Here is a 24,574-nt window from a genome sequence, read left to right as displayed (position 1 = left end):
TTGCTATTAAAAAAATGAATGATATTACTAAAAAAATTAAAGTAAAAGAGAAGACGATGAAGCCTTCTCTTTTACAGTGTTGAAGCACGATATAACATAGCCGAAAATTGGGCACGTGTAATCGGTTCATATGGTCTAAATTTGTCTTGTTTCGTAATGATGTCAGCTTTTGTTAAACGGCTTACTGCATCAAAGCAAAAACTTGAAGAAGGGACATCTTCAAAAGTAAATGTGCTTTTCTCTGACAAAGAAAGCGCGCGATCTAGAATAAGGGCCATCTGGGCTCTTGTAAGGGTATTTTCCGGCTTAAATTTATGGCCATAACCTTCTACAACACCATGCTGATAGGCGCTTAGAACAGCGAGTCCTCCGCTTTGTTCTAGAACGACATCATTAAACGGAGTGTCGATTGATTTAGGTTCTAATGAAAGAAAACGAGAGATCATCATAACACCATGCCTTCTTGTGAGAGAATCATTTGGCTTGAAAAATCCATTATCATATCCTCTAATCCATCCTTGTTCAAGGCCTGTTTGAATTTCCTTTTTCGCCCATACTGCTTCATCTAAATCTTGTGGAATCATCTTTTTTTCTCGAGAAGTTAATGTTCGTTTATTTTTAGTTAAGATTGTCCCTTCTTCGTCTACTACAAATAACCCTAAGCTGTTAGGAAGTCCGTCATCTAAGAAGGGAAGAGTAACATCAGCAAGCTGCAACGTGATGTTTTGTTGCTTTATAATGTCTCCATTTTTCGTGATAAGAAATTTTTTGTTTATAAGATTAGAAGTAAAAGCTAGAGCGATACTTTTAGGTTCTGTTAGAGATTGTCCGTTCTTTATACTAAGAAATTCTGCTTTTGCTGACGAAGTTGGCATATTAATAGCCTTTTCAACATTTAGAAGTCCGTAGGTTGTTGAGAAATTATCTGCTGATGAGAGAAGCTTATCTCTTACTAAAAGCCAGTCTAGGTCTGGATTTACTGTTCTAATTAATGCAGCAGCACTGCTTACAAAGGGAGTTGCAACAGAAGTGCCACTGTATGATTTGTACTCGTTCAAGCTATATGTACTGTAAATATCCTCCCCTGGAGCACTTATATCAATTTCCCATCCTTTATTGCTGTTTACTAATGGTTCCCTAGTTTTTGTGATTCCTGTAACAGCAATTACCCCAGGATACGAAGCAGGGAAAATGGTACTAATATCTTTGTTTTGATTTCCAGCTGCAGCTACAACAGCAATATCATGAGAAAGGGCGTTCTGAATCGATTCGCGTAATATAGTAGTTTCCCCACTACCAGCAAGACTAAGGTTAATAACATCAACCTCTTTCTTTATAGCATCTTCAATGGCTTGGCTAATTTCGAAGTCACTTCCATTCCCGAAATCATCAAGAACTTTAAGTGGAATAATATCTACTGCTCCGTTTAATATGGTTCCATCTATTCCCTTGTTATTGTAAGCACAAGCTCCAATAATTCCTACAATATGAGTTCCGTGGCCAAGCTTATCTGAAGGCCAATCATGGGGAGAAATATAGTTCCTTCCTTGGCTTGTTAAGACATTATCGCAAAAGTCCTCGTGTTGATTTATACCAGAATCAATAACAGCAATTCTTGCATTGTTCACAGCTTTTATGTTCTCTATAGATGGGGTCTCATTCCAGCCTGCAAATGAGGAAAGCTCTACAACCATGTTTCTATATGTTGTCTTTCTCGGAAGAAGCACATCAGTTCTTTTTAGCGCTGTTTTCTGTTCACTAATCAGAGAGCCATCATTATATACTTTAACAGACCAATCTTTTTCAACATGATCAAGTGTGATGCTTAAGCGGGATAATTTTTGATTTTTCCATGCTATCTTTAGTTTCGTTTCTTTGTTAGCCGTCTTAAAGGTTTGTCCTGTATATTTTATAGATGTTCCTTCATCAACATCTCGGATTTCTTTGTCTAAAAGGAGATTATTGTTTTTCCGTAAGTTTGATGGTACATGAATAAGCTTTAGGCCCCATTGTTCATCAACAAGAGAAGGAGCTTCAGCACTTACTTCTTTCTTTTTTTCACTTTCGTAAAATAAGATAGTCCCTTGTTTTTTTAGCATTTGAATCTCTGATTTGGAGAGATCTGTTTTGACAACATGGTTACTTTGTTTTGCATCAGAATATTTAACAAGAAAAGCTTTAGCTTCCCTCTCAGTTTGAAAGTAGAGAAGAGATGAAGCATTAACAGTAGTAGAAAAAGAAAAAATAAGAGAAAACAATACAATTAGCGAACATATATATTTAGTTTTCATGTTGTTACTCCTTTAATATAGAGGTACTTCTTAATAATAGGAGAGGAATAAAATGAAGTAAATGAGATTATATGGATTTTTTGGACGTAAAAAAAGCCCATCTATACGAGTAGATGAGCAAAAATATGGTTTACCAACCAAAATCTTATCAATTTTTATTATACTCCATTTTTACCTATAATTCATTTCTTACATTTTAGAATTTATGTATAATTAAACCTTTAAAGTATTATAATGTAATATAACTAGGCACAAAGATTCTTTTTGTGCGCTTAAAGTTTTCGTTTGGAAATAAAATGATTACTTGGGTTTATATTACATGATTATAAAGGGTCTAATGGATTATCTTTATATATTTATGGTTTAAATTACTAGTTGATATCTTTTTCTTTTCATACTACTATTAAGTCTACCAATCGAGGTTTTCACAACCTAAAGCTACTGTTTCAGTAGTCACAAAAAGCTGCTAGATCTTTCTAGCAGCTTTTTTATATTGTATGACAGTAGAGAGACTGTTTTGTGATGGAATAAGGGGAATGTTTAATACAGTGTAACTTTTTGTATGGGTTGTACGTTAACACATAGAGAAGTTTTTTTAGAAATAGGGATTCCCCTTTAATAAAGGAAGTGTCTAGAGTATGAATAAATTATTTGGTGCGAGTGTTGCCCTTTTCTTTTTATTCAATATGACTCCTTTTTCAGAGAATGATCTTTCAAATATGAAGTTAACAGAGTATGCAGCAGCCGTTGACAATATAATTGGACCCCAAACAGAAGCAGCAACTACTAATAACAGAGTAGATGGTGTGGGAGAGGTTAACGAAAAGAAAGAAAATATTTTGAACGAAGATAAGGTAATAGATAAAGGGACAACAGAAGTACAGCAAGATAAAAATAAAATAGATAATGGGAAAGTAAATACAGTTTCTTCTAATAAAGACATGAAAGTAGAAAAGCAAGACAATAAGCCATTAGTGACAATTCATTCTATATTCATTGGAGAAAACAAAGAATCTGTTCTTCAAAAACTCGGAGACCCCATTAGAAAATCGTCAAATGATTATGGAATAGAGTGGAACACGTATCATCAAAATTACGGGCATTTCTTTATGGTTGGTTATCAAGATGAAAAAGTCGCTGCCCTTTATACAAACCAGGATGTATTCAAAACAACCAAAGGGATAAAGTTAGGCTCTACTGTTGATGAAGTGAGAGAGGCATATGGTTCTCCACTTGGAACTATCCAGAAAAATGGAAGTAACTATTCTGTTGAAGATGAAGAATATGATACGTATGAGCTAGATGGATATTATGTAACATTTTTCTATGATAATCTAGATGGACAAAAAGTAACAGCTGTTCAAGTCATTACAAAACGTGCTGAAGCAGAAAAGGAAGGCTACTATGGTAATCCATCTCAAATGTTAGAGGAAGGATTCAAATGGCAAATGTTCGATCTTATTAATGCTACAAGAGTAAAACATGGCCTTCTTCCTCTTGTATGGAATGACCAAATAGCAAAAACAGCTCAGCATCATAGTTTAGATATGGCTGACAATGATTATTTTAGTCATAAGAACCAAAATGGCAAAACACCTTTTGATCGAATTACAGAGGATGATATAGACTATTCTGTTGCAGGAGAGAATATAGCTATGGGACAGCAAAACAGCATTTTTGCCCATGAAGCATTAATGAATTCTAAAAGTCACCGTACTAATATTCTTGATCAACGTTGGTCATATTTAGGAGTTGGTGTTTCAATAAATAATGAAGGAGTCCCATATTTTACGGAAAATTACTTTACTCTCTAATAAAAGTCGCCTTTTGGCGACTTTTTGTTTTCTAGTTAGAAAAGGGGATGTAGCAAAGAAACAAATTATGATAGGATAAGAGAGAATATTCAATAATATGACAATTTTTTTAGAAAATAGAAAAAGAGATGGAGGTTTTTTAATGAGAAAGACTTCACGTAAAGTTCTGGTTGGCACTCTTTCAGCAGCTGTAGTAGCAAGCATTGTTGCTCCTGTTGCACATGCATTTTCATTTAAAGACGTTTCAGAAGATTCTGATCATGCTAAAGCCATTACTTCTTTAACAGAAAGAGGCATTATTAAAGGTTTTTCTGATGGAACATATCAACCATATCAAGAGATTACAAGAGGGCAAGTAGCGAAAATATTCTCTCGTCTTCTTAATGGGGAAGGTAAGAAAGAATCTGTATTCAGCGATGTCCCAGCTGACTACAAAGATCAAGAACTTGTTATAGCTGCAAGCGAGCTTTATCATAAAGGTATTATGACAGGATCTAACGGTAAAATGATGCCTAATAAGCCAATTACAAGACAGCAAATGGCGAAAGTATTAGTTGAAGCACTAAATTTACAACCGAGCACTGCGTACCCTAATAATCTTCAAGATCTCGACTATGTACCAAGCAATATGCGTAAATATGTACTAACACTTGTTCAAAATGGAGTAACGCGAGTTGATGACGGCTTGTATCGTCCAAGTGAAGCAGTTACACGAGCACAGTTTGCCTCTTTCGTATATCGAGCTCTTGAAGTAGGAGAGAGTAGGGAGGAAGATTTTGAAGTTAATGAAGCAATAGAAAATGAGGAACAAGTTTTATTAACTTTCTCAAAACCTGTTGAAGGAACATCCGTTGCAAAGGAAGATTTTTCTGTTGAAGGAAGTCATCCTGTAAAAGTAGAGGGCGAGGGAAATAAAGTAATTTTAACTCTGGATTCTTCTACAAATAATGAGAAGGCTGACACAGTAGATATTATAGGCCCTATTAGCAGTGATAGTGGTGAACTATTATCAAATGTCACTATAAAGGTAAAATAAAAGCACTGAAAAGGTGCTTTTATTTTATATTTGTAGGACATTTAATTTCTCTTCATTGCGTGAAATACTGCTAAAATTGGTTATTAAAGATACCTTATAAAAGGAATTAATTTACATTTACATAGCAACTTGTGTTAAAATGGTATTATTAACCTTTTTTGAGGAGGGAGTATGAAAATATTTACAAATGCTCTATTAGTCAGTGTTTCAGCATCTTTACTTTATATATTTATAATGTTTGTGGCACCAATGTTTTTAATGATGTCAGGAAGCTCGGCTTTTTCTTCTAGCCCAGAGCTGTTCGGACACGCGCTTTATGTACTAAATATTGCAGATCAAGAATTTTTGTCAAAAGCTACAAACCTAGGCCTAATCCTTTCATTCATGCTAGGAGGAGTTCTTTATTATGGAGGGCATACATTAAGAAACAAACGATTTCATCAAAGTCTCTAATATATAAGACTATTAAATTTCTCCTTTGAAATGTGCTCTTTATGTTTTAAATCTTTTTTTCTGTGGAATAGTATTTATACATTTCATAAAGGAGGAATTTAAGATTATGAAACCAGTAGTACGCGAGTATACAAATGATGAGTTATTAAAAGAAGATGTGAAGAAACTTCAAGTGCAAGGAGTAGACGCAAAAGACATTTACGTATTATCTCATGATGACGAACGAACAAACCGTGTTGCTAATAATGCAGATGCAAATACAATCGGCATTAAAGAAATGGGCTTAGGCACTGCTGCAAGCAACTTGTTTAACAAAAAAGGGGACGAGCTTCGTCATAAATTAAGCGAGGTTGGTCTTTCTAAAACTGAAGCGGAGATGTATGAAGAAAAGCTTGATCAAGGTAAAGTTTTAGTTATCGTTACAAACAATGAAACAGTACGCTTATAATTATGACCTAGCGCGTCTTCACGATGCGCTTTTTTCTTTTCCATTAATTAACTTGTTTAATAATCAATCATAAAGGCTATATTCTTTCCAAAAGGGGAAGGAGTCGGAAGGTATGATTGATTTTATTACAGAAACGCTTAAAGATTTTGGAATATGGGGTCTTTTAGCTGGCCTTGCTGTTGAGGCTTCTTCTCTACCGTTCCCAGGTGCTCTTATCACACTTATTTATGGTTATCTGTTAAACAGTTCTGTTCTCGATGCATTCTGGATCTCAACTATAGGAAGCATATGCTATACACTATTCAGCCTTATCCCTTATGGAATTGGCTATAAGCTAGAAGATAAGTTATCTCAAAAATGGAAAGATAAAAAAGTATTTAAGAAAAGTCAGCACTGGTTCCAAAAATGTGGTCAGTGGACAATCGCCCTTGCAAGACCAATTGGAGTTGGCAACTATGTTTCATATCTAGCTGGAATTTCAAAAATACGCATTCTTCCATTTTTGTTGCTAACATTCTTAGGTATCTTTCCATGGATACTAGCAATGATTCTAGTAGGGGGAGCAGGTAACCTAAAAATGGCTAATTCCATTATCTCACAGGCCCAGACATATATTTTTGTAATTGCAGGCATTGCTATTATTGGGTTTGTTATCTATAAAATGTACGCTCGCAAAAAGAGTGAATGCTAACGTTTACAAAATAAAAATAAGGGTATTTAATAAATAGAAAGATAAAACCTTATTCAACAATAAAAGTGTCTCTATGACAAAATAACCCGGTTTCAAAACCAGTATATATATGAAATAATAGAATTACAAAAATTAACTATTTAAATAAGGAGTGCAGTTAAAATGTCAAACATCGTTTCATTTAATCTAGCAGGAAGTCGGTTAACTCTTAAAGAAATGACGTATTTGTACAAGCTTACAAAAACACATGGATGCAAAATTTTCTTCTACAAAGATTTGGAGATTTGTAATGTTGCAGAATTAACAAAACTTGTTCCTTTTATATTAACAGCTAAGAAAACACAAGAAACTTACGTTGTTGTTGAAGGAGAAGACATTTCAGCTGTGGCAGATAAAGTATCAAAGCTATTAGAAAAACAAGAGCAGCTTGCAAGCATTTAAAATATCATAGGCTCACTTGTCAAAGGAATGAACATATGGACATATTAACGATAAAAGAAAAAAGGTGGAATGAATTTTTACATACCGTAAAATCAATTCATTCCACCTTTTAGTATGCGTCAAATCTCCCTTTTTCTCCAAAACTCCTCATAAATGGCTAGAAGAACTTCCTGAAAAATGCAAAAAGTTAGGTATAAGAGCAAATGGAAATTAAACCATAAAATGATAAAATAAAGATTGTCGAATATTGCAGAAATTTGTCTAGAGAGAGATATGCCTATTCTCCCTTTCGTTCCCTTATTATTCCTTAATTTAGGTATAAAGAAATAGGAAGGTAGAAGTGGTTTTTGGTTTGTAAAGAAAATAAAATATTTGGATGTTTAAATAGCTTAATCCCTTGCTAATCAAGGGATTATTAAGTTATCAATCTATTATCATACATTGAATTTACGACAAAATTTGATATAATTGGCAAATGAGTTACAACTTATAAAAATGAGTAAATATTAGTATTTTTGGGTGAGCGGGGCAACTATTGTTTTGCGCTGCTATACCGAAATTGAAAGGAGCTATTTTTTTATGTGGAAGAAAGTTGTTTCTTGTGCAGCAGCAGGTTTTTTACTAGCTTCTGCACCGCTTCCGTCTGCTCTTGGAGGCAACGCAAGAGAGGCACATGCAGCAGCAAATTTTAATGATGTCTCAAGTAGTTTTTGGGCAAGTAAGGAAATTAATTTCTTACATTCAAAAGGAATTATTGAAGGATATGACAATGGTTCGTTTTTACCAAATAACAAAGTTACAAGGGCTCAGGCAGCTAAAATGATTTTAAGTGCTTTAGGGGAAAAGGAACCAACTGTTTCAAGTGATGTATTTTCTGATGTTAAAAAAAATCACTGGGCAGCAGGATGGATTAGCCTAGCAAAACAAAAGGGAATTATCAGTGGATATGAGGATGGTACATTTAAGCCGGAGGAAACATTAACAAGAGCGCAAATGAGCAAACTGCTCGTTAGAACATTTGAGCAAGAATATGACCTCTCTGTTAAAGATGATACAGTTGAACCGTTTAGCGATGTATGGATTAATCAAGAATTTCATCCATATGTAAGTAAACTTTATCAACACGGAATTACAACGGGAACTGATAGTACCCACTATAGCCCGTATAACAGTGTGAACCGTGCTCAGTTTTCTGTATTCTTAAGTAGAACAATTGAACCGAGCTATCGCATTAGTAGTGCAGAGAGCGGTGACTCGTCCACAATTCCTCCAGCAACAACAAGTACATATGGGATTGTAAAAACGGATTCTCTTAATATGCGTAGTGGTCCATCTACAAGCAGTGGGGTTGTTGCTTCTTTAAAGAGAGGGACAAAAGTAGACTATCTTGGGGACCAACAGGGTTATTGGGTAAAAGTACGTTATAATGGACAAACTGGATATGTACATAAACTTTACTTAAAACTTAAAAATGAGCAAGGAAGCTCCGTAGCAAACCGAGTGATTGTGCTTGATGCAGGTCATGGCGGAAAAGATCCAGGTGCTAGTGGTAATGGAGTTGTTGAAAAAGAACTTGTGTTAGATGTGGCACAACGTGTTCAGACAAAGCTTGAAGCTGCTGGAGCAACAGTTATTATGACAAGAACTGATGCAGCAACATATCCAGAGCTTAAAGACCGCACAGATCTTGCGCAAAGCAAATATGCAGATATGTTTGTAAGTGTTCATGCAAACTCAGCGCCTTCAGCACCTTCTGCAAATGGTTCTGAAGTGTACTATGATACATCTCAAAATGTTAATGGGTCGGAAAGTTCAATTCTAGCAAAAGAAATTCAAGAACAGTTTGTTTCTTTAGTTGGAATGAATGATAGAGGAACAAAAGATAACGATTTTTATGTTGTGCGTAATACAGATATGCCGAGTGTTCTTGTTGAATTAGGTTTTCTTACAAATTCAGAAGATGCAGCTAAGTTTAAATCCGATTACTATCGCAATCTTTTTGCAGAAGCAATCTACTTAGGAATTAAGAATTACTACAACTTATAATAGAAAAAGAGAAGGAGAAATCCTTCTCTTTTTTCACATTTTAATAAGGCTATCTCATTGTCCGAGTTTCGACAAAAATTATGGTATCAAAGGTTTAATCCTTTTAGTAAGAGTAGTATAATAAAAAAGTTGACTAATTTCAGCTAAAAACAACATTTTATTATAAAAATAACAGAAAGTCGGATAATAGGTGTACACATGATGAGAGTAGGTATTATTGGAAATTACGGGCATGACAACAATGGAGATGAGGCCATTTTGTCAGGCATCTTAACACAGTTAAATACATTAGGTATTCGTAAAGGTGAAATTGTCATTTTTAGTAACAATCCAAGCAATACAGAGTCTCGTTACAACATCAAGGCAGTTCCTCTTTTACATAAAAAAGGTAACTTTATTCTCTCCGTCCTTCATACTGTAAAGCAAAGTTTTAAAATTATGAAAGACCTTGACTTACTTATTATTGGCGGCGGTGGTCTCTTAATGGATATGTATAAGAGAGATGCGCCTCTTTATAGTACGCTCGGTTTACTCGGATATTATGCTAAGTGCAGAATAGTGATTTACGGAGTAGGGGCTGGCCCTATTACAACAAAGGCAGGAAAGTTTTTTATTAAAACATTAGCAAATAAAGCAGACTCTATCTCAGTAAGAGATGTAAAGTCTAAAGAGTTATTAAAGGCCATTGGAATCCGAAAAGAGATTGACATTATCGGAGACCCTGCTTTTGCTATTGAACCTGTTCAAAAAAGAAGTAAAACAAATGAGCTTAAAAAAGTAGCTGTTACGGCAGTTCCTTACTTTAGTAAACAATATTGGCCACAGCGAGATGACAATAAATATGAAGCATATGTAAAAGGTATGGCTCGAAATCTAGATGAGCTTATTGAAAAAACGGGGGCTACTATCACATTTTTCTCAACAAAGTACCCTCAAGATGTTGAGGTTACAAGAGAGATTTATGATATGATGACATATAAACAGTCTGTTCGTCTTAAAGATGAAAACTTACACCCAGATGAAATTGTTAAGCTTTGTGCAGAGCAAGACTTAATTATTGGGACTAGACTCCATTCTTTAATTTTATCAGTTGTGGCGAGTACACCTGTGCTTGGCGTTGGTTATCATCATAAGGTGGAGCATTTTCTTCAAGCGCTTGGCAAACAAGAACATTTTGTAGAGATTGGAGCTTTACAAGAAAAAGATACTTTCCTGCAAAAAGTGCAAGCAATGACAAGCCAGTGGGATGAGACCCAGTGTGCTTATGAAGATCTTTCTGAAACTTTCGCACAGCGTGCTGCAAAAGGGTTAGAAAAGTTAGCAAGAAAATAATACAGTGCGGTGATACGAAAATGAAACCGAAAAAATTACTAGTATTAAGTAATATGTACCCAAGTAAAGAGGCTTTAACATTTGGCATTTTTGTTAAAAATCAAGTGAATGCATTAAGAGAGCAGGGACTAGAAGTAGACATAGTAGCAGTTCAAAACCCAAATATGGGAAAAGCAAATGTATTGAAGAAGTATGGAAAGTGGGCGCTCCAAACAGCAGGTAACTTGCTTACAAAAGGGCGTTCTTATGATGCGGTTCATGCTCATTACGTATTTCCAACAGGGATGTTAGCCCTTTTATATAAGAAATTATTTAAATGTAGAATGATTATAACAGCTCATGGTGGAGATATTGATAAAATGGCGAAAAAATCTCCGCGTATTCGTAAGTGGACGGCAAAGATATTAAGAGAAGCAGATCATGTTATTGCAGTTGGAAATGAGCTTTATGAAGAGATTCATGAAAGCTTTCATGTTCCAAAAGAAAAGCTCTCTATTATTAATATGGGCGTGAACCGAGAAGTGTTCAAACCTACAGACCAAGCAGCAGCTCGAGAGAAGTTAGATTTATCGCAGAATGAGCATATTTTCTTGTTTGTGGGTAATTTGATTAAGCAAAAGGGACTAATGGATCTTGTTCAAGCTTATGAGAAACTTCCAAAGGATAATAAACGTCTCATTTTAATGGGAGCAACAAAAGATGTTCGTTTTAGAGAAGAATTGGAAGCTTACATTAAAGATCATAATGTAGGGAATGTAGATATCTTGGAACCTCGCGCACAACAAGAGGTTGCATTATGGATGAGTGCTGCAGATGCTTTTGTATTGCCATCTCATATTGAAGGATTTGGTCTTGTTGCGTTAGAAGCAATGAGCTGTCATACGCCTGTTGTAGGCACAAATGTAGGTGGTCTGCGTTATTTATTAAATGAAGACAGCGGTATATTAGTAGAGCCGCAAAATGTTTCATCGCTTTTTGAAGGAATGAATAAAGTGTTGACTGATGTTTCTTCTAGAGAACAGTTGATTTCAAATGGCGAGAAAAGAGCACAAGAGAATGATCAACAAACGTTAATACGGAAAGTAATCAACGTTTATTCTCCTCTTGGAGGGTAGAAAATGAGAAGAAAGAAAAACAAACAAAAGAAAGTCTTATTTATTGCTTCTGTTGGTGGACATTTAACTCAGCTCTTACAGTTAAAACCACTGTTTCAAAAATATGATTATCATATTATTACAGAACGCTCTGTTATTACAGAAGCTCTTCAAAAGGAATATAAAATGTCCTTTCTTGTATATGGGGCTCGTAACTATTTGTTTCGCTACTTATTTAAGTTCACTTATAACTGCTTCAAATCGCTGTATCTATTCTTAAGAGAAAAGCCTGATGTTATCGTAACAACAGGAGCTCATACAGCTGTTCCAATGTGCTATATCGCAAAGCTGTTCGGAAAGAAAGTTATCTTTATAGAAAGCTTCGCAAAAACAACGACTCCAACAATATCAGGACGTCTTGTTTATCCGATTGCTGACTTGTTTATCGTGCAGTGGGAAACGATGAAAGTACATTATCCAAAAGCAGTGCATGGAGGTTCAATCTATTGATTTTAGTTGTCTTAGGAACTCATGAGCTCCCTTTCACAAGGCTTCTAGAAGCTGTTGAAGAAGCAATAGAAGCAGGGTTAATTCAAGAAGAGGTTATTGTTCAAGTCGGACATACACCATTTACTTCAAAACATATGAAGCTTATCAATTTTACAAGCTATGATGAGATGGATCGCTTGTACGATGAAGCAAGAGTCATTATTACTCATGGTGGCACAGGATCAATTACATCAGGTCTTAAAAAGGGAAAGACATTAATTGCAGCTCCTCGGCTTATTAAATATGGTGAGCATAATGATGATCATCAGCTTGAGATTGTTAATCAATTTTCAAGAACAGGTCACCTTATTCCTTGGACAGATGAAGATAATTTTGAAAAGGTGCTTCAAAGGGCTGCTCACTTTACACCACAGCCTTTTTATAGTGGGAAAAATAACATCCTCTCATTAATCGAATCATTTATAGATGAGAATGTGAAGGGAAAGAACTAAGGGTATGTCAAAAAAATCGCTTTTAGCTGTAATAGGCGTTGTGGCTTTACTCAATATTCTTTCCCGTTTTTTTGGATTTTTTAGGGAAGCAGTTATCGGATATCAATTTGGAACATCAGATAAGGCTGATTCTATTGTATTAGCCTACACGATTCCAATGTTCCTTTATACTGTGTTAGGAGGAGCTATTACAACGGCTTTTATTAGCATTTATAAAAAGATGACTAAAGAAGACGAAAAGCGTCAATTTCAAGAAGTACTGTTTACTTATACATGTATTGGTATGGCTTTTTTATCTCTTTTACTTGTTGTTTTTGCAGGCCCAATTGTACAGGTTCTTTTTCCAGGCCTTTCTGCAAAAACGGAAGAGACAACTGTTTACCTATTTAGATGGATGGCTCCGTCATCTCTTTTTCTTGTGTTGTCAATGTGGCTAACAGGAATTCTAAATATTTATAATCGGTTTTTTATGCCAGCATGTTCAACATTAGCTAACAATGCTGGTTTTGTTGTACTCGTACTTATTCTGTACCCTTTCCTTGGGATTGATGCGTACAATGTAGGAGCCCTTACAGGCGCAATTGTAATGTGTATTTTGTTAGCTATTGAAATTAAAAAGTATAATATCATGACATTCCGTTTTCGCTTAAATATGAAAGACGGGGCGTATGTCCAACGGTTTTTTAGAATGATGATTCCCATTTTGTTAGGAGGAGCAACACTACAGTTTTATTTTCTAATTCAGCGTATGTTTGCTTCTGATTTAAGCGAAGGGGTCATTGCAGCTTTAAACTATGCTTCAAAGCTTGTTCAGCTACCACAAGTAGTTCTAATGACAGCTGTTACAACCGTTATTTATCCAAAACTTGCAGGTGAAGCATCTAAAGGAAATAGTGAAGGTGTCAATCTAATGTATGAAAAAGGACTAAAAGCACTTCTTTTATGCATTGGAGGGGCTACAATTTTTGTTTATGTATATGCCCATGAAATTATTGAAGCTGTATTTCAATATGGTTCTTTCACAGAAGATTCTACAATGCTTACAGCAACGCTTTTGAAATGGTTTGTTATTGGAATGTTCGCACATGGAGCAAATGTTTATGTGACGCGCTTTTTCTATGCTTTAGAGCGTCCATTCTTCCCAGTAGTAAGTGGGGTTATCGCTGTTTTTGTAATCAACGTTAGCCTTATCTATCTGTTTATGGAAAGCATGGGAGCTAGCGGTGTTGCTTTAGCAACAACCATCAGTGCATTCGTTCAATTTATTGCTCTTATTATTGTTGGAAAAGGGAAACTAGGACTTAGTATACGCAGCTCTCTATTAAGTGGTTCTATTTGGAGTTTTCTTCTGTTGCTCACAGTTGTTACAGTTCTTATAGGGTGGGGATTACCTCTTGAAAACAGCATAGGTCGTCTCATTATAGGAGGAATCCTTTTTGTCATCACTGTGTTGTTAGCTGGTGCAGTTACTAAAATCCCTGAGATTTCTTCTTTGTTCAATAAACTGAAGCGCAAAGGGATAAAATAGCCGGAGATTTTCTTCGGTTATTTTTTATGAGAAAATGTCTTCGGCAAGAATAGCTGTAAAAATGATGATCTAAGTGAGCTTTATTATGCTTCTATTATTCAGAAAAAAAAGATAGAATTTTGACAGATTAAGAGAAAAAGATTATAGTTTTGTAGAGAGAATAAATTCCTATAAAAACAGCGGTAAGATCCAAAAGTCTAATTAAAAAGGATTTTAGTTACGTTAGTTTTATAATGTCATAGAATTTTTAAATTTTTAGAGCTAAAAATCTTATTTAAGTCATAGATTCTATGTGGTATAATCCTTTTGGTAACTGAAAATCTTCATTGTTAGACCTTTTTATTGGTCAAAAATGCTCTGTAGCTACAAAGAAGTTACAAAACCTGCATAAAAAGACAAAAAAGTGTCTTGTAATACTAACCAATTGAAGATGTTAAGTATTGATTAAGAATTGATTTGGTTAAGATAAGCCTGAGGAGGGTCTACATGTTGTACTTGACCTTGTTTATCTGTTTTATCTCTTCGATTTTACTAACACCTCTTGTAAAGAAGTTAGCTTTCGTCGTAGGGGCTACAGATAAACCAAATAAACGAAAAGTTCATCAGCGCATTATGCCTCGTTTGGGAGGATTAGCAATATTCTTTAGCTTTATCATCGGCTTTTTGATTATGCAACCAGATAATAAATTTGCTTGGCCGATTGTTTTAGGAAGTATCATCATCATTATCACAGGAGTTTTAGATGATATTATTGAGCTATCTGCAAAATATAAGTTAGCAGGTCAGCTTTTAGCAGCAGCTGTTGTTGTTATTTATGGAGATGTAAAAGTTGTATCCATAAACCTCCCGTTTGATGGAATGCTCCACTTTGGGTTTCTAAGTATTCCAATCACAATTTTATGGATTGTAGGAATTACAAACGCCATAAACTTGATTGACGGACTAGATGGGCTGGCTGCAGGTGTCTCATCTATTTGTTTAATTACTGTCTCTGGTGTGGCTATTATGATGAATGATCCATTTGTTGTAACAATGGGTGTTATTACCCTTGGAAGTACATTAGGCTTTTTACTGTACAATTTCCACCCAGCTAAGATTTTTATGGGAGATACAGGAGCCTTATTTTTAGGATATATTATTTCTGTTTTATCGCTTCTTGGTTTTAAAGGAGTAACGGTAATATCTTTTATCCTTCCAATTATTGTTCTCGGTGTACCAATTTCTGATACATTTTTCGCAATTGTGCGTCGTATTGTGAAAAAACAGCCGTTATCAGCACCGGACAAATCCCACCTTCATCACTGTTTAATAAGAGTAGGCTATAGCCATCGTCAAACAGTACTCATTATTTATGCAATGAGCGCCGTTTTTGGTCTGGCAGCCATTATCTTATCAAAAGTGGATATGTGGGCCTCTGTTCTTGTTATAGGAATTTTGCTTATTACGATTGAAATTATCGTTGAAAAAATTGGTCTTGTACATCAAAGTTACCGTCCAATTTTAAATATGGTACGCGGAATGCGAAAAAACGCGTAAAGAAAAAGCACTGACTAGATAGTCAGTGCTTTTTTGTATAAAAAAGAACGCCTTTTACAAGGCGTTCTTTTAATTAGTTGCTTGAAGAGTCAATCTCCAGATGCTTCTTCAACTTTTTAGATATCTTTTCAACAGAATCGTCGTTGAGTTTGTAATAGTACGTGCCTCCAGGTTGGTAATCTTCACCTTCAAGCGTTAATGTTTCAATATCAAGCTTTGTTCCTTTTGTTGCATAATCATAAAACGAAAGCATATCATTAAAAGTCAAGTTTGTTTTCATGTTGTCACCAATTGCTTTAATTACACCTTCATATTTGTTGATTGATCCAACAGAAGAAGCTTTATTAACAATGGCTTTCATCACTTCTTGCTGACGCTGTCCTCGGTAAATATCACTATCTTGCTTACGTGTTCTTGCAAAGGCTAATGCTTCTTCACCATTTAATGTTTGAACACCTTTTTCAAGATGGATAGCATTATGCTCATCTTTTGAATTTTTCTCATACATTTCATAAGGTACGTTTACCTTTACCCCATCAAGAGAATCCACAACTTCCATGAATGCTTTGAAGTTTAATTTCACATAATAATCTACAGGAACATCAAATAGTTCTTCAACAGTTTCCATTGTAGCTTTTGAACCACCAGAGGCATGAGCATGGTTAATCTTATTTTTCTTACCTTCTTCAGGAACGTACACGTAAGAGTCACGAGGGATACTCACAAGCTTGACAGACTTTTGTTTTTTATTAAATGTAGCAAGGATAAGACCATCTGTTCTTGTGTTATTTCCATAGTTTCTCTGTTCTGTTTCATCAATTCCCATAAATAAAATAGAGATGTTGTCATCGTCTGGATCAATTGCGCCTTCTCGTAGTGGAGAATGAGCACGATCAATCTTTTCAAATGATTCATCCATTGCAGTTTTTGCTTTAGCAAATAAGTTAAATCCATAAGCGGTGGCGCTTCCGACAACAAGTAAAATAGGTAAAACAAGGAAGATGAATAGTCGTCTTCTTCGCTTGCGCTTGTTTACTTTCTTTTGAAAACGTCTGTATTGAGACATCCTTTGACTCCTTTTAACAAAATTAATAAAATTTTAAGACAGAATAGTTTAGTGTTTTTCCACATGAAAAACATTAAATAGTTTTTTAGTTTGTTTTGAGAAAATCACTCTGTTCACTCAAAGCGTTAGATTTCATTTTACAATGTTTCTTCATATTCGTAAACAAGCCTTTAGAGAACGTCTTCTTCTAGGTAGGTATTTTCTCCTTCTTCAATTACTACCTGTGCATTTGTTAATTCTGTCATCCATTCGACAAAGGACTCAATACGAGGTTCTTCAACATAAACCTCGAATTCAACGTTTTCTGCATAGTTCATATTTTTAAGCTTATAAGTAGAAGTGCGTAGTTCATTTTCAAGTTTGCCAAGCCAAGTATAGTCTACTTTTATATGCATAACTTTCATTAGGGTTCGCTTAACAATTCCTACAGCGTTAAGACCTTCTGACGTCGACTTGCTGTACGCTCTTACTAAACCGCCAGCACCTAGTTTGATACCTCCAAAGTAGCGTGTAACAACAACAGCAGTATCTTTTAAACCGCGTTTTTTTAATACTTCAAGCATTGGTACACCTGCTGTTCCACTCGGTTCACCATCATCGTTAGCTTTTTGAAACTGATCGCGCTCTCCTACAAGATAAGCAGAGCAGTTATGGGTAGCATTCCAATGCGTCTTTTTTATGTCTTGGATAAAGTTTTGTGCTTCTTCTTCTGTTTTCACGCGCTGTACATGACAGATAAAGCGTGACTTTTGGATGATAATCTCATGTTCTCCTTGTCCTTTTGCTGTATAATATTCGGTAAGCACTGAGAAAAGTCCCTCCTTTAAAATCCTAGGTTAGCCTGAAATCTATACATATTCACCAAAACTATAGTCATGTTTTATGTATTATCGTTTTATTAAATCTATGTTACATTTTGATGTTTTTAAAAAAAAATAGGGAAAGATGTGTGAAAATAGTGTCGTATTTGAACAACTTCACTATGTTCACTTTCTCATTATAATGACAAAAATTGTACTCGGCAAATTAAAAGGAACACGAAATGTCATAAGCGTAGTGGTAAGAGGGCAGGACTTTGACAGGTGCCTATTAAGTTAGTAATAATTTTACTAATAAAGAAACTCTACAACTGACGGAATCCCCATTCCGTGTTATAACGTGAAGTTCACGTTGTGAAAAGTTTAGAAGGATAGAGGCGTGTTGCCTAACTATATGAAACAATGTGACATTCGCATGTTACATTTGTCCAAAAAAGCTTGTCTTGAGGTGAAAAGATGTCGAAACAGAAATTGACAAGCCGAGTATTAGATGAAATTTTTGAACGAATTATTTATACAGTTGACAACAGCAAAGGTGAGATTCACCGTATTGCTGAAGATTCTCGCAAAGAATTCGAGCAATTGCACCAAGAACTTGAACAGTTAAAAAGAAAGGTGCTTGAAACTATTGCAGAAGGTGATCGTCTTGAAATAAACGTGCGTGCTGCAAGAGCAAGACTCTCTGATGTGAGCCGCCATTTTAAAATTTATGACGAAGTGGAAGTAAAGGAAGCCTATGAGAAAGCACACAATTTCCAAACAAAGCTTATGGTCAATCGTCAGCTTGAAAATCAGCTTAAACAAAGACGTGATGAAGTTGAAAGACGGCTTCTTACGTTAACAGAGACGATTGAACGAGCTGAACATCTTGTGTCGCAAATCTCAGTAATTTTATCGTACTTAACAGACGATCTCCAACAAGTTGGAGAGATTGTTGAGGATGCCATTCAAAAAGAGTATTTTGGTTTCCGAATTATTGAGGCTCAAGAAGAAGAGAGGAAACGTTTGTCCCGCGAAATTCACGACGGTCCTGCTCAAATGCTTGCTAACGTTATGATGCGTTCAGAACTAATCGAGCGAGTCTATCGTGAAAGAAGCCCTGATGAGGCAATGAAGGAAATTAGAGACTTACGGAAGATGGTTCGCTCAGCTCTCTATGAAGTAAGGCGAATTATTTATGATTTAAGACCGATGGCACTAGATGATTTAGGGCTCATTCCCACTTTAAGAAAATATATTAGTACTGTTGAAGATTACAATGATGGTAAACCACAGATTTCATTCACGTCACTTGGATCTGATAAAAGGATGCCGCCAAAACTTGAGGTTGCTTTATTCCGTCTCGCTCAAGAATCGATTACAAATGCTATTAAACACGCCGATGCAAACTATGTGACTGTCAAAATTGAAGTGTGTGATAGCCAAGTCGCTCTTATTGTAAAAGACGATGGAAAAGGCTTTGAAGTAGCAGAGAAAAAAGAGCAATCATTCGGGATTATGGGGATGAAGGAACGAGTGGAAATTTTAGATGGAAAACTAGAAATCAATTCAGCTATTGGCAAAGGTACAAAAGTGATGATTATTGTTCCTCAGTCTCAGCTGTTCCAATCATAAAACGTAGGCACATAGATTTTAGGAGGTAAGAAGATATGGAAACGAAAATAGTAATTATAGATGACCATCAATTGTTCCGTGAAGGGGTAAAACGAATTTTAGACTTTGAGCAAGACTTTGAGGTTGTGGCAGAAGGCGATGATGGAGAAGAAGCTGTAAAGCTTGTTGAAGAGTATAATCCAGATGTTGTGATTATGGACATTAATATGCCTGGATTGAACGGTGTTGAAGCAACAAAACAGCTAATTGAAGAATATCCAGATACAAAAGTTATCATTTTATCTATTCATGATGATGAAACATATGTAACACATGCTTTGCAAACAGGTGCTCTTGGATATCTATTAAAAGAGATGGATGCAGATGCTCTTGTACAAGCTGTGCGCGTTGTAGCAGAAGGTGGTTCATATCTTCATCCAAAAGTAACAAACAGCCTTGTGAATGAGTATCGTCGTCTAGCTTCACAAGCTCAAAATGAACGTAAATATGCGGCAAGAGAAATTGAAATTCGCCGTCCGCTTCATCTTTTAACTCGTCGTGAGTGTGAAGTATTACAGCTTTTAGCTGATGGTAAAAGCAACCGAGGAATTGGTGAAACATTATATATTAGTGAAAAAACAGTTAAGAACCATGTAAGTAATATTCTACAAAAAATGAATGTTAATGATCGAACTCAAGCTGTTGTTGTAGCTATTAAAAATGGTTGGGTAAGCGTTTTGTAAAGGAAGAATAGTTAAAAGGGTGAGGCAAATTGTCTCACCTTTTCTTTCACATGGAGTAAAAATACATAATAATGGGTATTCTTTCTTTAGAAAGATTTTATACATAGGAAAAATCTGAGGAGGAGCATGAGTGAAAACGGCAATTATTGTTGATAGTACAGCATATATTCCAAAATCATTGAGAGAAGAAAAGAACATATATAGTATTCCATTAAGCATTATCTTCGATGACAAGCAATATAGAGAAGAAGAGAATATAACTGCAGAAGAGTTTTACGAGAAAGTAAAACAAGAAAAAATTTTTCCTACAACATCACAGCCACCAATTGGTGAGATTGTAGAGTTATTGAAAGAAATAGCGGTTAATTATGATGAAGCAGTATTTATTACGCTCTCAAGTGGTATTAGCGGTACTTATCAAACCGTTCAGTCTGCAGGGAGAATGGTAGAAGGACTGACTGTTTATCCGTATGATTCAGAAATAAGCTGCATGGTAGAAGGGTTTTATGCTCTAGAAGGAGCAGATATGGCTGCTCGTGGTAAAAGTGCAACGGAAATTGTTAAACGTTTCGATGAAATGAAACCGTTCATTAGGGCTTACTTTATTGTGGACGACTTATCACACCTTCAAAGAGGAGGGAGATTGAGTGCTGCACAAGCTCTAATTGGCAGTGTTCTTCAAGTCAAGCCAATCCTTCATTTTGAAGATACAAAAATTGTTCCATTTGAAAAAATTCGCACAAGAAAAAAAGCTTTAAAACGAGTGTTAGAACTTTTTCATGAAGATGCTTTTCAAGGGGTGCCAATTGAAGCAACAGTTATTCACGCTAATCGTCCTCAAGAGGCAGAAGAACTGTGTAAAGAGATTGAAAATAAATATCCTAATGTAAATGTTAATATTTCTTATTTCGGGCCTGTAATAGGTACACATTTAGGCGAAGGCGCTTTAGGGCTTGGATGGTACCGTAAATAAAGAGAACGAGTTTTTATGCTCGTTCTTTTTTTATTTTCCCTATGAAGACGTTGATAACAAGTTAGGAAAAGTTGATATAGTAAAAAGAAAAGGGGTGTTTTATGCTTTTTACTGTTGAAGATAATAAGCTTGTCTTCTCTCCACAAGAGGGTCAACCGATTTCCTATCAATCTACCTACACTTTTTATCCCATAAATGATACCTACCCTTTTTCAAAGAAGCTTCAGGAAGAGTTGTCACAACAAAAGTTGCTTCTTACCGAACTTTCAGTTCCATTTGACACACTTTATGCGCACTATAGAGAAGGATATGTTCAGATTATAAAAGGAATTAATAAAAAAAATGATAGATATCAATGTAATCGTTGTGGAAATACTGTCTTACAAAAGTTTGGAGCATTTCCTTGTTATACCTGTAAAGAGATGTGCTTCTATTGTCGTGTTTGCATTGGAATGGGGAGAATCAGCATGTGCACACCACTTTTTGTTTGGAGTGGCCCTATCTATAAGAAAAAGGAACGTTCAGCTTTCTTAACATGGAACGGTAAACTGTCCGAGATGCAGCAAAAAGGAGCAGAGGCCATTAAAGAGACAATACGAAGAAAAGGAGAACTCTTAGTTTGGGCCGTTTGCGGAGCAGGGAAAACAGAAATGCTTTTTGAAGGAATTAATTATGCTCTCTCACAAGGGGAGAATGTTCTTATTGCTACACCGAGAGCAGATGTTGTACGTGAATTAAAACCTCGTATAGCGCAAGCATTTCCTTACTCTTCTGTTATCGCTTTATATGGAGGCAGCGAAGACAAAGGAAAAAGTGGAACTATTACGATTTCTACAACTCATCAAATGCTTCGTTATGAAAAAGCATTTGATGTAGTAATTGTAGACGAGGTAGACGCTTTTCCATTCTCATATGACAAAATGCTCCAACAAGCGGTAGAAAATGTGAAAAAACAGAGTTGTGCAACAATCCTCCTCACTGCAACACCGAATCATCAGTGGCAGCGGGAAATAAGGAGAGGAAGGAGAGATGCCTTTGTTCTACCTGCGCGCTATCATCGAAGAGAGATACCTGTACCGCATATGGTTTGGTGTGGAAACTGGAAAAAACAGCTCTTAAAAAACGAGCTTCCATGGAATCTTAAAAGATGGTTGAAGGAAAGAAGAGAAAAACAAGTCTTTTTGTTTGTGCCATCGATTGAAGTAATTCCTAAAATTGTGGAAATTATAAAAAAAGAAGAAAAGCGAACAGAAGGAGTTCATGCAGAAGATCATGATCGGGAGAAAAAGGTGCTACGGTTCCGAAATGGGGAAACACGTATTTTAGTAACAACTACTATTCTAGAAAGGGGAGTAACAGTCCCTAATACAGATGTGGCTGTTTTAGGAGCGGAGGAGGATATTTTTACAGAAAGTGCGCTCGTGCAAATTGGAGGAAGAGTGGGGAGAAGTGCTAATTATCCGAATGGTGATGTTACCTTTTTCCACTTCGGCCGCACTCGAGAGATGGTTAGGGCAAGAAAACAGATTGTTTCTCTAAACGAGAAAGCGCGTAAGATGGGGCTTGTTGAATGAATGCCTGTCTATATTGTGAAGGAGTCCATACGTCCCAGTTTACATTCTCTCAATTTTTGAGAGGGGTGGAGAACGGCCTTTGTGAGCTTTGTCTTAAGAAGTGCTTATTTATTAAAGAACCATATTGTTTGTTATGCGGACGTAGCCTTCTTCGTCTTTCTTCACAGTTTATTGATCATGATATTTGTAAGGATTGTGCTATCTGGAAAACTTCTTCATATGAGGGAATGATGACAAAGAATCGCTCTTTACTTCACTATAATGATTTTATGAAAGAATGGATGAAACGTTTTAAGTTCCAAGGAGACTATGCGCTTTTGCCATCTTTTAAAAAGGAGTGGCGTTCCCTTTTCTACCAACACTTTAAGACTTGCTCCTTTATCATTCCTATCCCTCTCTCAGAAGAACGCCATTTTGAAAGAGGGTTCAATCAATCTGAAGCTTTAGCTTCTCTTTTACCTCGACAGATCGTCTCGCCCCTTTCCCGCATTCATACAGAAAAACAGTCCAAAAAGAATAAACAAGAGCGTCTACAAGAAGAGCTTTTTAGCTTCTCTTTCTCCCGGAAACTTAATAATGAAGAGGTTCTTCTCATTGACGATATTTATACAACAGGAGCAACTCTTTATAAAGCAAGTAAGGTATTAAAACAAAACGGAGCGGGTCTTATTTCAGCAATGACATTAGCAAGAAGCTAAGATAAACAATTGTAAGAACTATCCGATAAGAAAGGTAATGGGGCGCGACTGCCTTTTTAGGAGAAGAGCGGAATGAAGGAGCGAAAGGGTAAGAATGTCACTACTATTAAACTGTCCAACGTGTGGAAGTTTGTTTATTCAGAATAGCTTTATTAGTGTTTGTAACGATTGCTATAAGGAAGAGATTGCTCACTATGAAAGAATAGGAGAGTTTATCCGTAATAGAAACAATCGATTCTTAACGCTTGAAGAGATAACAGAAGCTACTGGGGTGCCTATACCGCTATTCTATAAGTTTGTTCGTAAAGGATGGCTTCAGCTTTCATACTTACCAAATGTATATTACCAATGCGAAGTTTGTCATCAAAAAACGCGTGAGGGAAGGATATGTAATTCTTGTCGCTATGATTTTAGAAAAGATTTAGAGATTTACGAACGAGAACAAACTTTGAAAAAGGGATAAAGTCCTAGTTCTTTTGTCGCTAAAAGACCAAATAAAATGTAGAAAAAAGAAGAAAAATATGTTATTATTACTATTTTTATCATTTGTCTTAAATTCCTTTAAATCCTCTGTTTTTTTACCGATAATAAAAGAAAGATAAGATATAGCGGTAATTATTTTGTGAGGTGAGGAAAATGAAGATTAATCCTTTTCATTCATCAGGAATGAATCCATATCAAAACCAAACTGAAAAACAGAGACAGGTGGAAAGAACTTCTGTTACAAGACGTGATGAAGTTCAGATATCAACTCAGGCAAAAGAACTTCAGAAAACAAATAATTTTCAAAGCGAACGGGCAGAGAAGATTGAACAATTAAAGAACCAGGTCAAGAATGGAACGTATAAGGTTGATGCGCATAAAGTAGCGTCTTCACTTGTTGACTATTATAAGAAACTTTCAAAAGGTGAATAAGTAATGAACATAGACCGGTTAGAGGCATTATTAGAAAAGCTTTTGTCACTTCATAAAAGTTTATTACATTTAGCTCAACAAAAAACAGAATGCTTGAAGGAAGAGAACGAAACAATGCTCTCAAAGCTAATGAATGAGGAGCAGTCTCATATAAAAGCTATAACAAAACTAGAAGAAGCTCGCCAGCGAGAAGTGTTATTAATATGGGAAGCACCCCTTACACTAGGTGAGATTATCGAGAAAATTTCGCTTTCTCAAAGAGCCAAATATGAGGTACTGAAGGAAGAGTTGAGTACTTGTCTTTTAGCATTAAAAGAGCGAAATGAACTAAACCAGCAGCTTCTGTATCATTCCCTACAAGTTGTGAATATGACTTTAGATATGTTCGGGAAGCAGCCTAAAAACTTGAATTATCATAGTTCGCAGAAAGAGCGTCCTTCAGCTCCTAGTCGTTCTATGTTTGATAGTAAAGCATAAAAGAAA

Annotated in this window: 24 protein-coding genes; 21 read left to right on the top strand and 3 right to left on the bottom strand. The window is 35.8% G+C overall.

The window, feature by feature from the left end:
• Positions 1 to 71: 71 nt before the first annotated feature.
• The gene (locus B9N79_RS18895) at positions 72 to 2,291 is read right to left on the bottom strand and encodes a S8 family peptidase (protein ID WP_040060291.1); all 2,220 of its coding nucleotides are present in this window, start codon (positions 2,289 to 2,291) and stop codon (positions 72 to 74) included.
• Between the two features lie 638 nt (positions 2,292 to 2,929).
• Here B9N79_RS18895 and B9N79_RS18890 point away from each other — a divergent pair.
• From B9N79_RS18890 to B9N79_RS18830, 13 genes are all read left to right on the top strand, one after another.
• The gene (locus B9N79_RS18890; protein WP_040060290.1) at positions 2,930 to 4,105 is read left to right on the top strand and encodes a CAP domain-containing protein; all 1,176 of its coding nucleotides are present in this window, start codon (positions 2,930 to 2,932) and stop codon (positions 4,103 to 4,105) included.
• A 142-nt stretch (positions 4,106 to 4,247) separates the two neighbouring features.
• Positions 4,248 to 5,141 (top strand): S-layer homology domain-containing protein, encoded by an 894-nt coding sequence (locus B9N79_RS18885; protein WP_158512829.1) that lies wholly within the window; start codon positions 4,248 to 4,250, stop codon positions 5,139 to 5,141.
• A 171-nt stretch (positions 5,142 to 5,312) separates the two neighbouring features.
• Positions 5,313 to 5,594, top strand: a complete 282-nt coding sequence (locus tag B9N79_RS18880; RefSeq protein ID WP_040060286.1) for a hypothetical protein — start codon at positions 5,313 to 5,315, stop codon at positions 5,592 to 5,594.
• A 106-nt stretch (positions 5,595 to 5,700) separates the two neighbouring features.
• Positions 5,701 to 6,042, top strand: a complete 342-nt coding sequence (locus B9N79_RS18875) for a YflT domain-containing protein (protein WP_019394853.1) — start codon at positions 5,701 to 5,703, stop codon at positions 6,040 to 6,042.
• A gap of 112 nt (positions 6,043 to 6,154) precedes the next feature.
• Positions 6,155 to 6,733, top strand: coding sequence for a DedA family protein (locus B9N79_RS18870; RefSeq protein WP_019394854.1), 579 nt, complete (start codon positions 6,155 to 6,157; stop codon positions 6,731 to 6,733).
• Between the two features lie 162 nt (positions 6,734 to 6,895).
• Complete coding sequence (locus B9N79_RS18865) at positions 6,896 to 7,174, top strand: hypothetical protein (RefSeq protein ID WP_019394855.1); 279 nt, start codon at positions 6,896 to 6,898, stop codon at positions 7,172 to 7,174.
• 579 nt (positions 7,175 to 7,753) lie between these two features.
• Positions 7,754 to 9,220, top strand: coding sequence for an N-acetylmuramoyl-L-alanine amidase (locus B9N79_RS18860; RefSeq protein WP_052264467.1), 1,467 nt, complete (start codon positions 7,754 to 7,756; stop codon positions 9,218 to 9,220).
• A 201-nt stretch (positions 9,221 to 9,421) separates the two neighbouring features.
• The gene (locus B9N79_RS18855; protein WP_040060284.1) at positions 9,422 to 10,552 is read left to right on the top strand and encodes a polysaccharide pyruvyl transferase family protein; all 1,131 of its coding nucleotides are present in this window, start codon (positions 9,422 to 9,424) and stop codon (positions 10,550 to 10,552) included.
• 20 nt (positions 10,553 to 10,572) lie between these two features.
• The gene (locus B9N79_RS18850; RefSeq protein ID WP_193399795.1) at positions 10,573 to 11,667 is read left to right on the top strand and encodes a glycosyltransferase; all 1,095 of its coding nucleotides are present in this window, start codon (positions 10,573 to 10,575) and stop codon (positions 11,665 to 11,667) included.
• A gap of 3 nt (positions 11,668 to 11,670) precedes the next feature.
• A complete protein-coding gene (gene pssD / locus B9N79_RS18845; RefSeq protein ID WP_019394859.1) occupies positions 11,671 to 12,156 on the top strand; it encodes a PssD/Cps14F family polysaccharide biosynthesis glycosyltransferase in 486 nt (161 codons plus the stop codon).
• Positions 12,153 to 12,647 (top strand): PssE/Cps14G family polysaccharide biosynthesis glycosyltransferase, encoded by a 495-nt coding sequence (pssE, locus tag B9N79_RS18840; protein WP_019394860.1) that lies wholly within the window; start codon positions 12,153 to 12,155, stop codon positions 12,645 to 12,647. The genes pssD and pssE overlap by 4 nt, the downstream gene beginning before the upstream one ends.
• Before the next feature lie 4 nt (positions 12,648 to 12,651).
• Positions 12,652 to 14,175 (top strand): murein biosynthesis integral membrane protein MurJ, encoded by a 1,524-nt coding sequence (gene murJ / locus B9N79_RS18835; RefSeq protein WP_040060282.1) that lies wholly within the window; start codon positions 12,652 to 12,654, stop codon positions 14,173 to 14,175.
• A gap of 486 nt (positions 14,176 to 14,661) precedes the next feature.
• A complete protein-coding gene (locus tag B9N79_RS18830; RefSeq protein ID WP_019394862.1) occupies positions 14,662 to 15,711 on the top strand; it encodes a glycosyltransferase family 4 protein in 1,050 nt (349 codons plus the stop codon).
• Between the two features lie 73 nt (positions 15,712 to 15,784).
• Here the strand turns inward: B9N79_RS18830 and B9N79_RS18825 are convergent, their stop codons facing one another.
• Together B9N79_RS18825 and B9N79_RS18820 are read right to left on the bottom strand one after the other, a co-directional pair.
• The gene (locus tag B9N79_RS18825; RefSeq protein ID WP_019394863.1) at positions 15,785 to 16,777 is read right to left on the bottom strand and encodes an LCP family protein; all 993 of its coding nucleotides are present in this window, start codon (positions 16,775 to 16,777) and stop codon (positions 15,785 to 15,787) included.
• A 170-nt stretch (positions 16,778 to 16,947) separates the two neighbouring features.
• Positions 16,948 to 17,583, bottom strand: coding sequence for a YigZ family protein (locus tag B9N79_RS18820; protein ID WP_046218028.1), 636 nt, complete (start codon positions 17,581 to 17,583; stop codon positions 16,948 to 16,950).
• A gap of 468 nt (positions 17,584 to 18,051) precedes the next feature.
• Here B9N79_RS18820 and B9N79_RS18815 point away from each other — a divergent pair, with 468 nt between their 5' ends.
• From B9N79_RS18815 to flgN, 8 genes are all read left to right on the top strand, one after another.
• A complete protein-coding gene (locus B9N79_RS18815) occupies positions 18,052 to 19,209 on the top strand; it encodes a sensor histidine kinase (protein WP_019394865.1) in 1,158 nt (385 codons plus the stop codon).
• Positions 19,210 to 19,244: 35 nt separating this feature from the next.
• The gene (locus tag B9N79_RS18810; RefSeq protein WP_019394866.1) at positions 19,245 to 19,931 is read left to right on the top strand and encodes a response regulator; all 687 of its coding nucleotides are present in this window, start codon (positions 19,245 to 19,247) and stop codon (positions 19,929 to 19,931) included.
• 130 nt (positions 19,932 to 20,061) lie between these two features.
• Entirely contained in the window at positions 20,062 to 20,904 is an 843-nt protein-coding gene (locus B9N79_RS18805) for a DegV family protein (RefSeq protein WP_085118787.1), read from the top strand.
• 101 nt (positions 20,905 to 21,005) lie between these two features.
• A complete protein-coding gene (locus B9N79_RS18800) occupies positions 21,006 to 22,478 on the top strand; it encodes an ATP-dependent helicase ComFA (protein WP_046218025.1) in 1,473 nt (490 codons plus the stop codon).
• Positions 22,475 to 23,176, top strand: coding sequence for a ComF family protein (locus B9N79_RS18795; RefSeq protein ID WP_046218024.1), 702 nt, complete (start codon positions 22,475 to 22,477; stop codon positions 23,174 to 23,176). The genes B9N79_RS18800 and B9N79_RS18795 overlap by 4 nt, the downstream gene beginning before the upstream one ends.
• Before the next feature lie 94 nt (positions 23,177 to 23,270).
• Entirely contained in the window at positions 23,271 to 23,639 is a 369-nt protein-coding gene (locus B9N79_RS18790) for a hypothetical protein (RefSeq protein ID WP_040060276.1), read from the top strand.
• Positions 23,640 to 23,812: 173 nt separating this feature from the next.
• Positions 23,813 to 24,091 (top strand): flagellar biosynthesis anti-sigma factor FlgM, encoded by a 279-nt coding sequence (gene flgM / locus B9N79_RS18785; protein WP_040060274.1) that lies wholly within the window; start codon positions 23,813 to 23,815, stop codon positions 24,089 to 24,091.
• A 3-nt stretch (positions 24,092 to 24,094) separates the two neighbouring features.
• Positions 24,095 to 24,568, top strand: a complete 474-nt coding sequence (flgN, locus tag B9N79_RS18780) for a flagellar export chaperone FlgN (RefSeq protein ID WP_019394873.1) — start codon at positions 24,095 to 24,097, stop codon at positions 24,566 to 24,568.
• Positions 24,569 to 24,574: the final 6 nt, after the last annotated feature.

This window comes from Priestia filamentosa (assembly GCF_900177535.1).
Taxonomy (GTDB): Bacteria; Bacillota; Bacilli; order Bacillales; family Bacillaceae_H; genus Bacillus_I; species Bacillus_I filamentosa.
The sequence above is the reverse complement of the archived record's forward strand: the minus strand, read 5'-3'. Positions and strand labels throughout refer to the sequence as shown.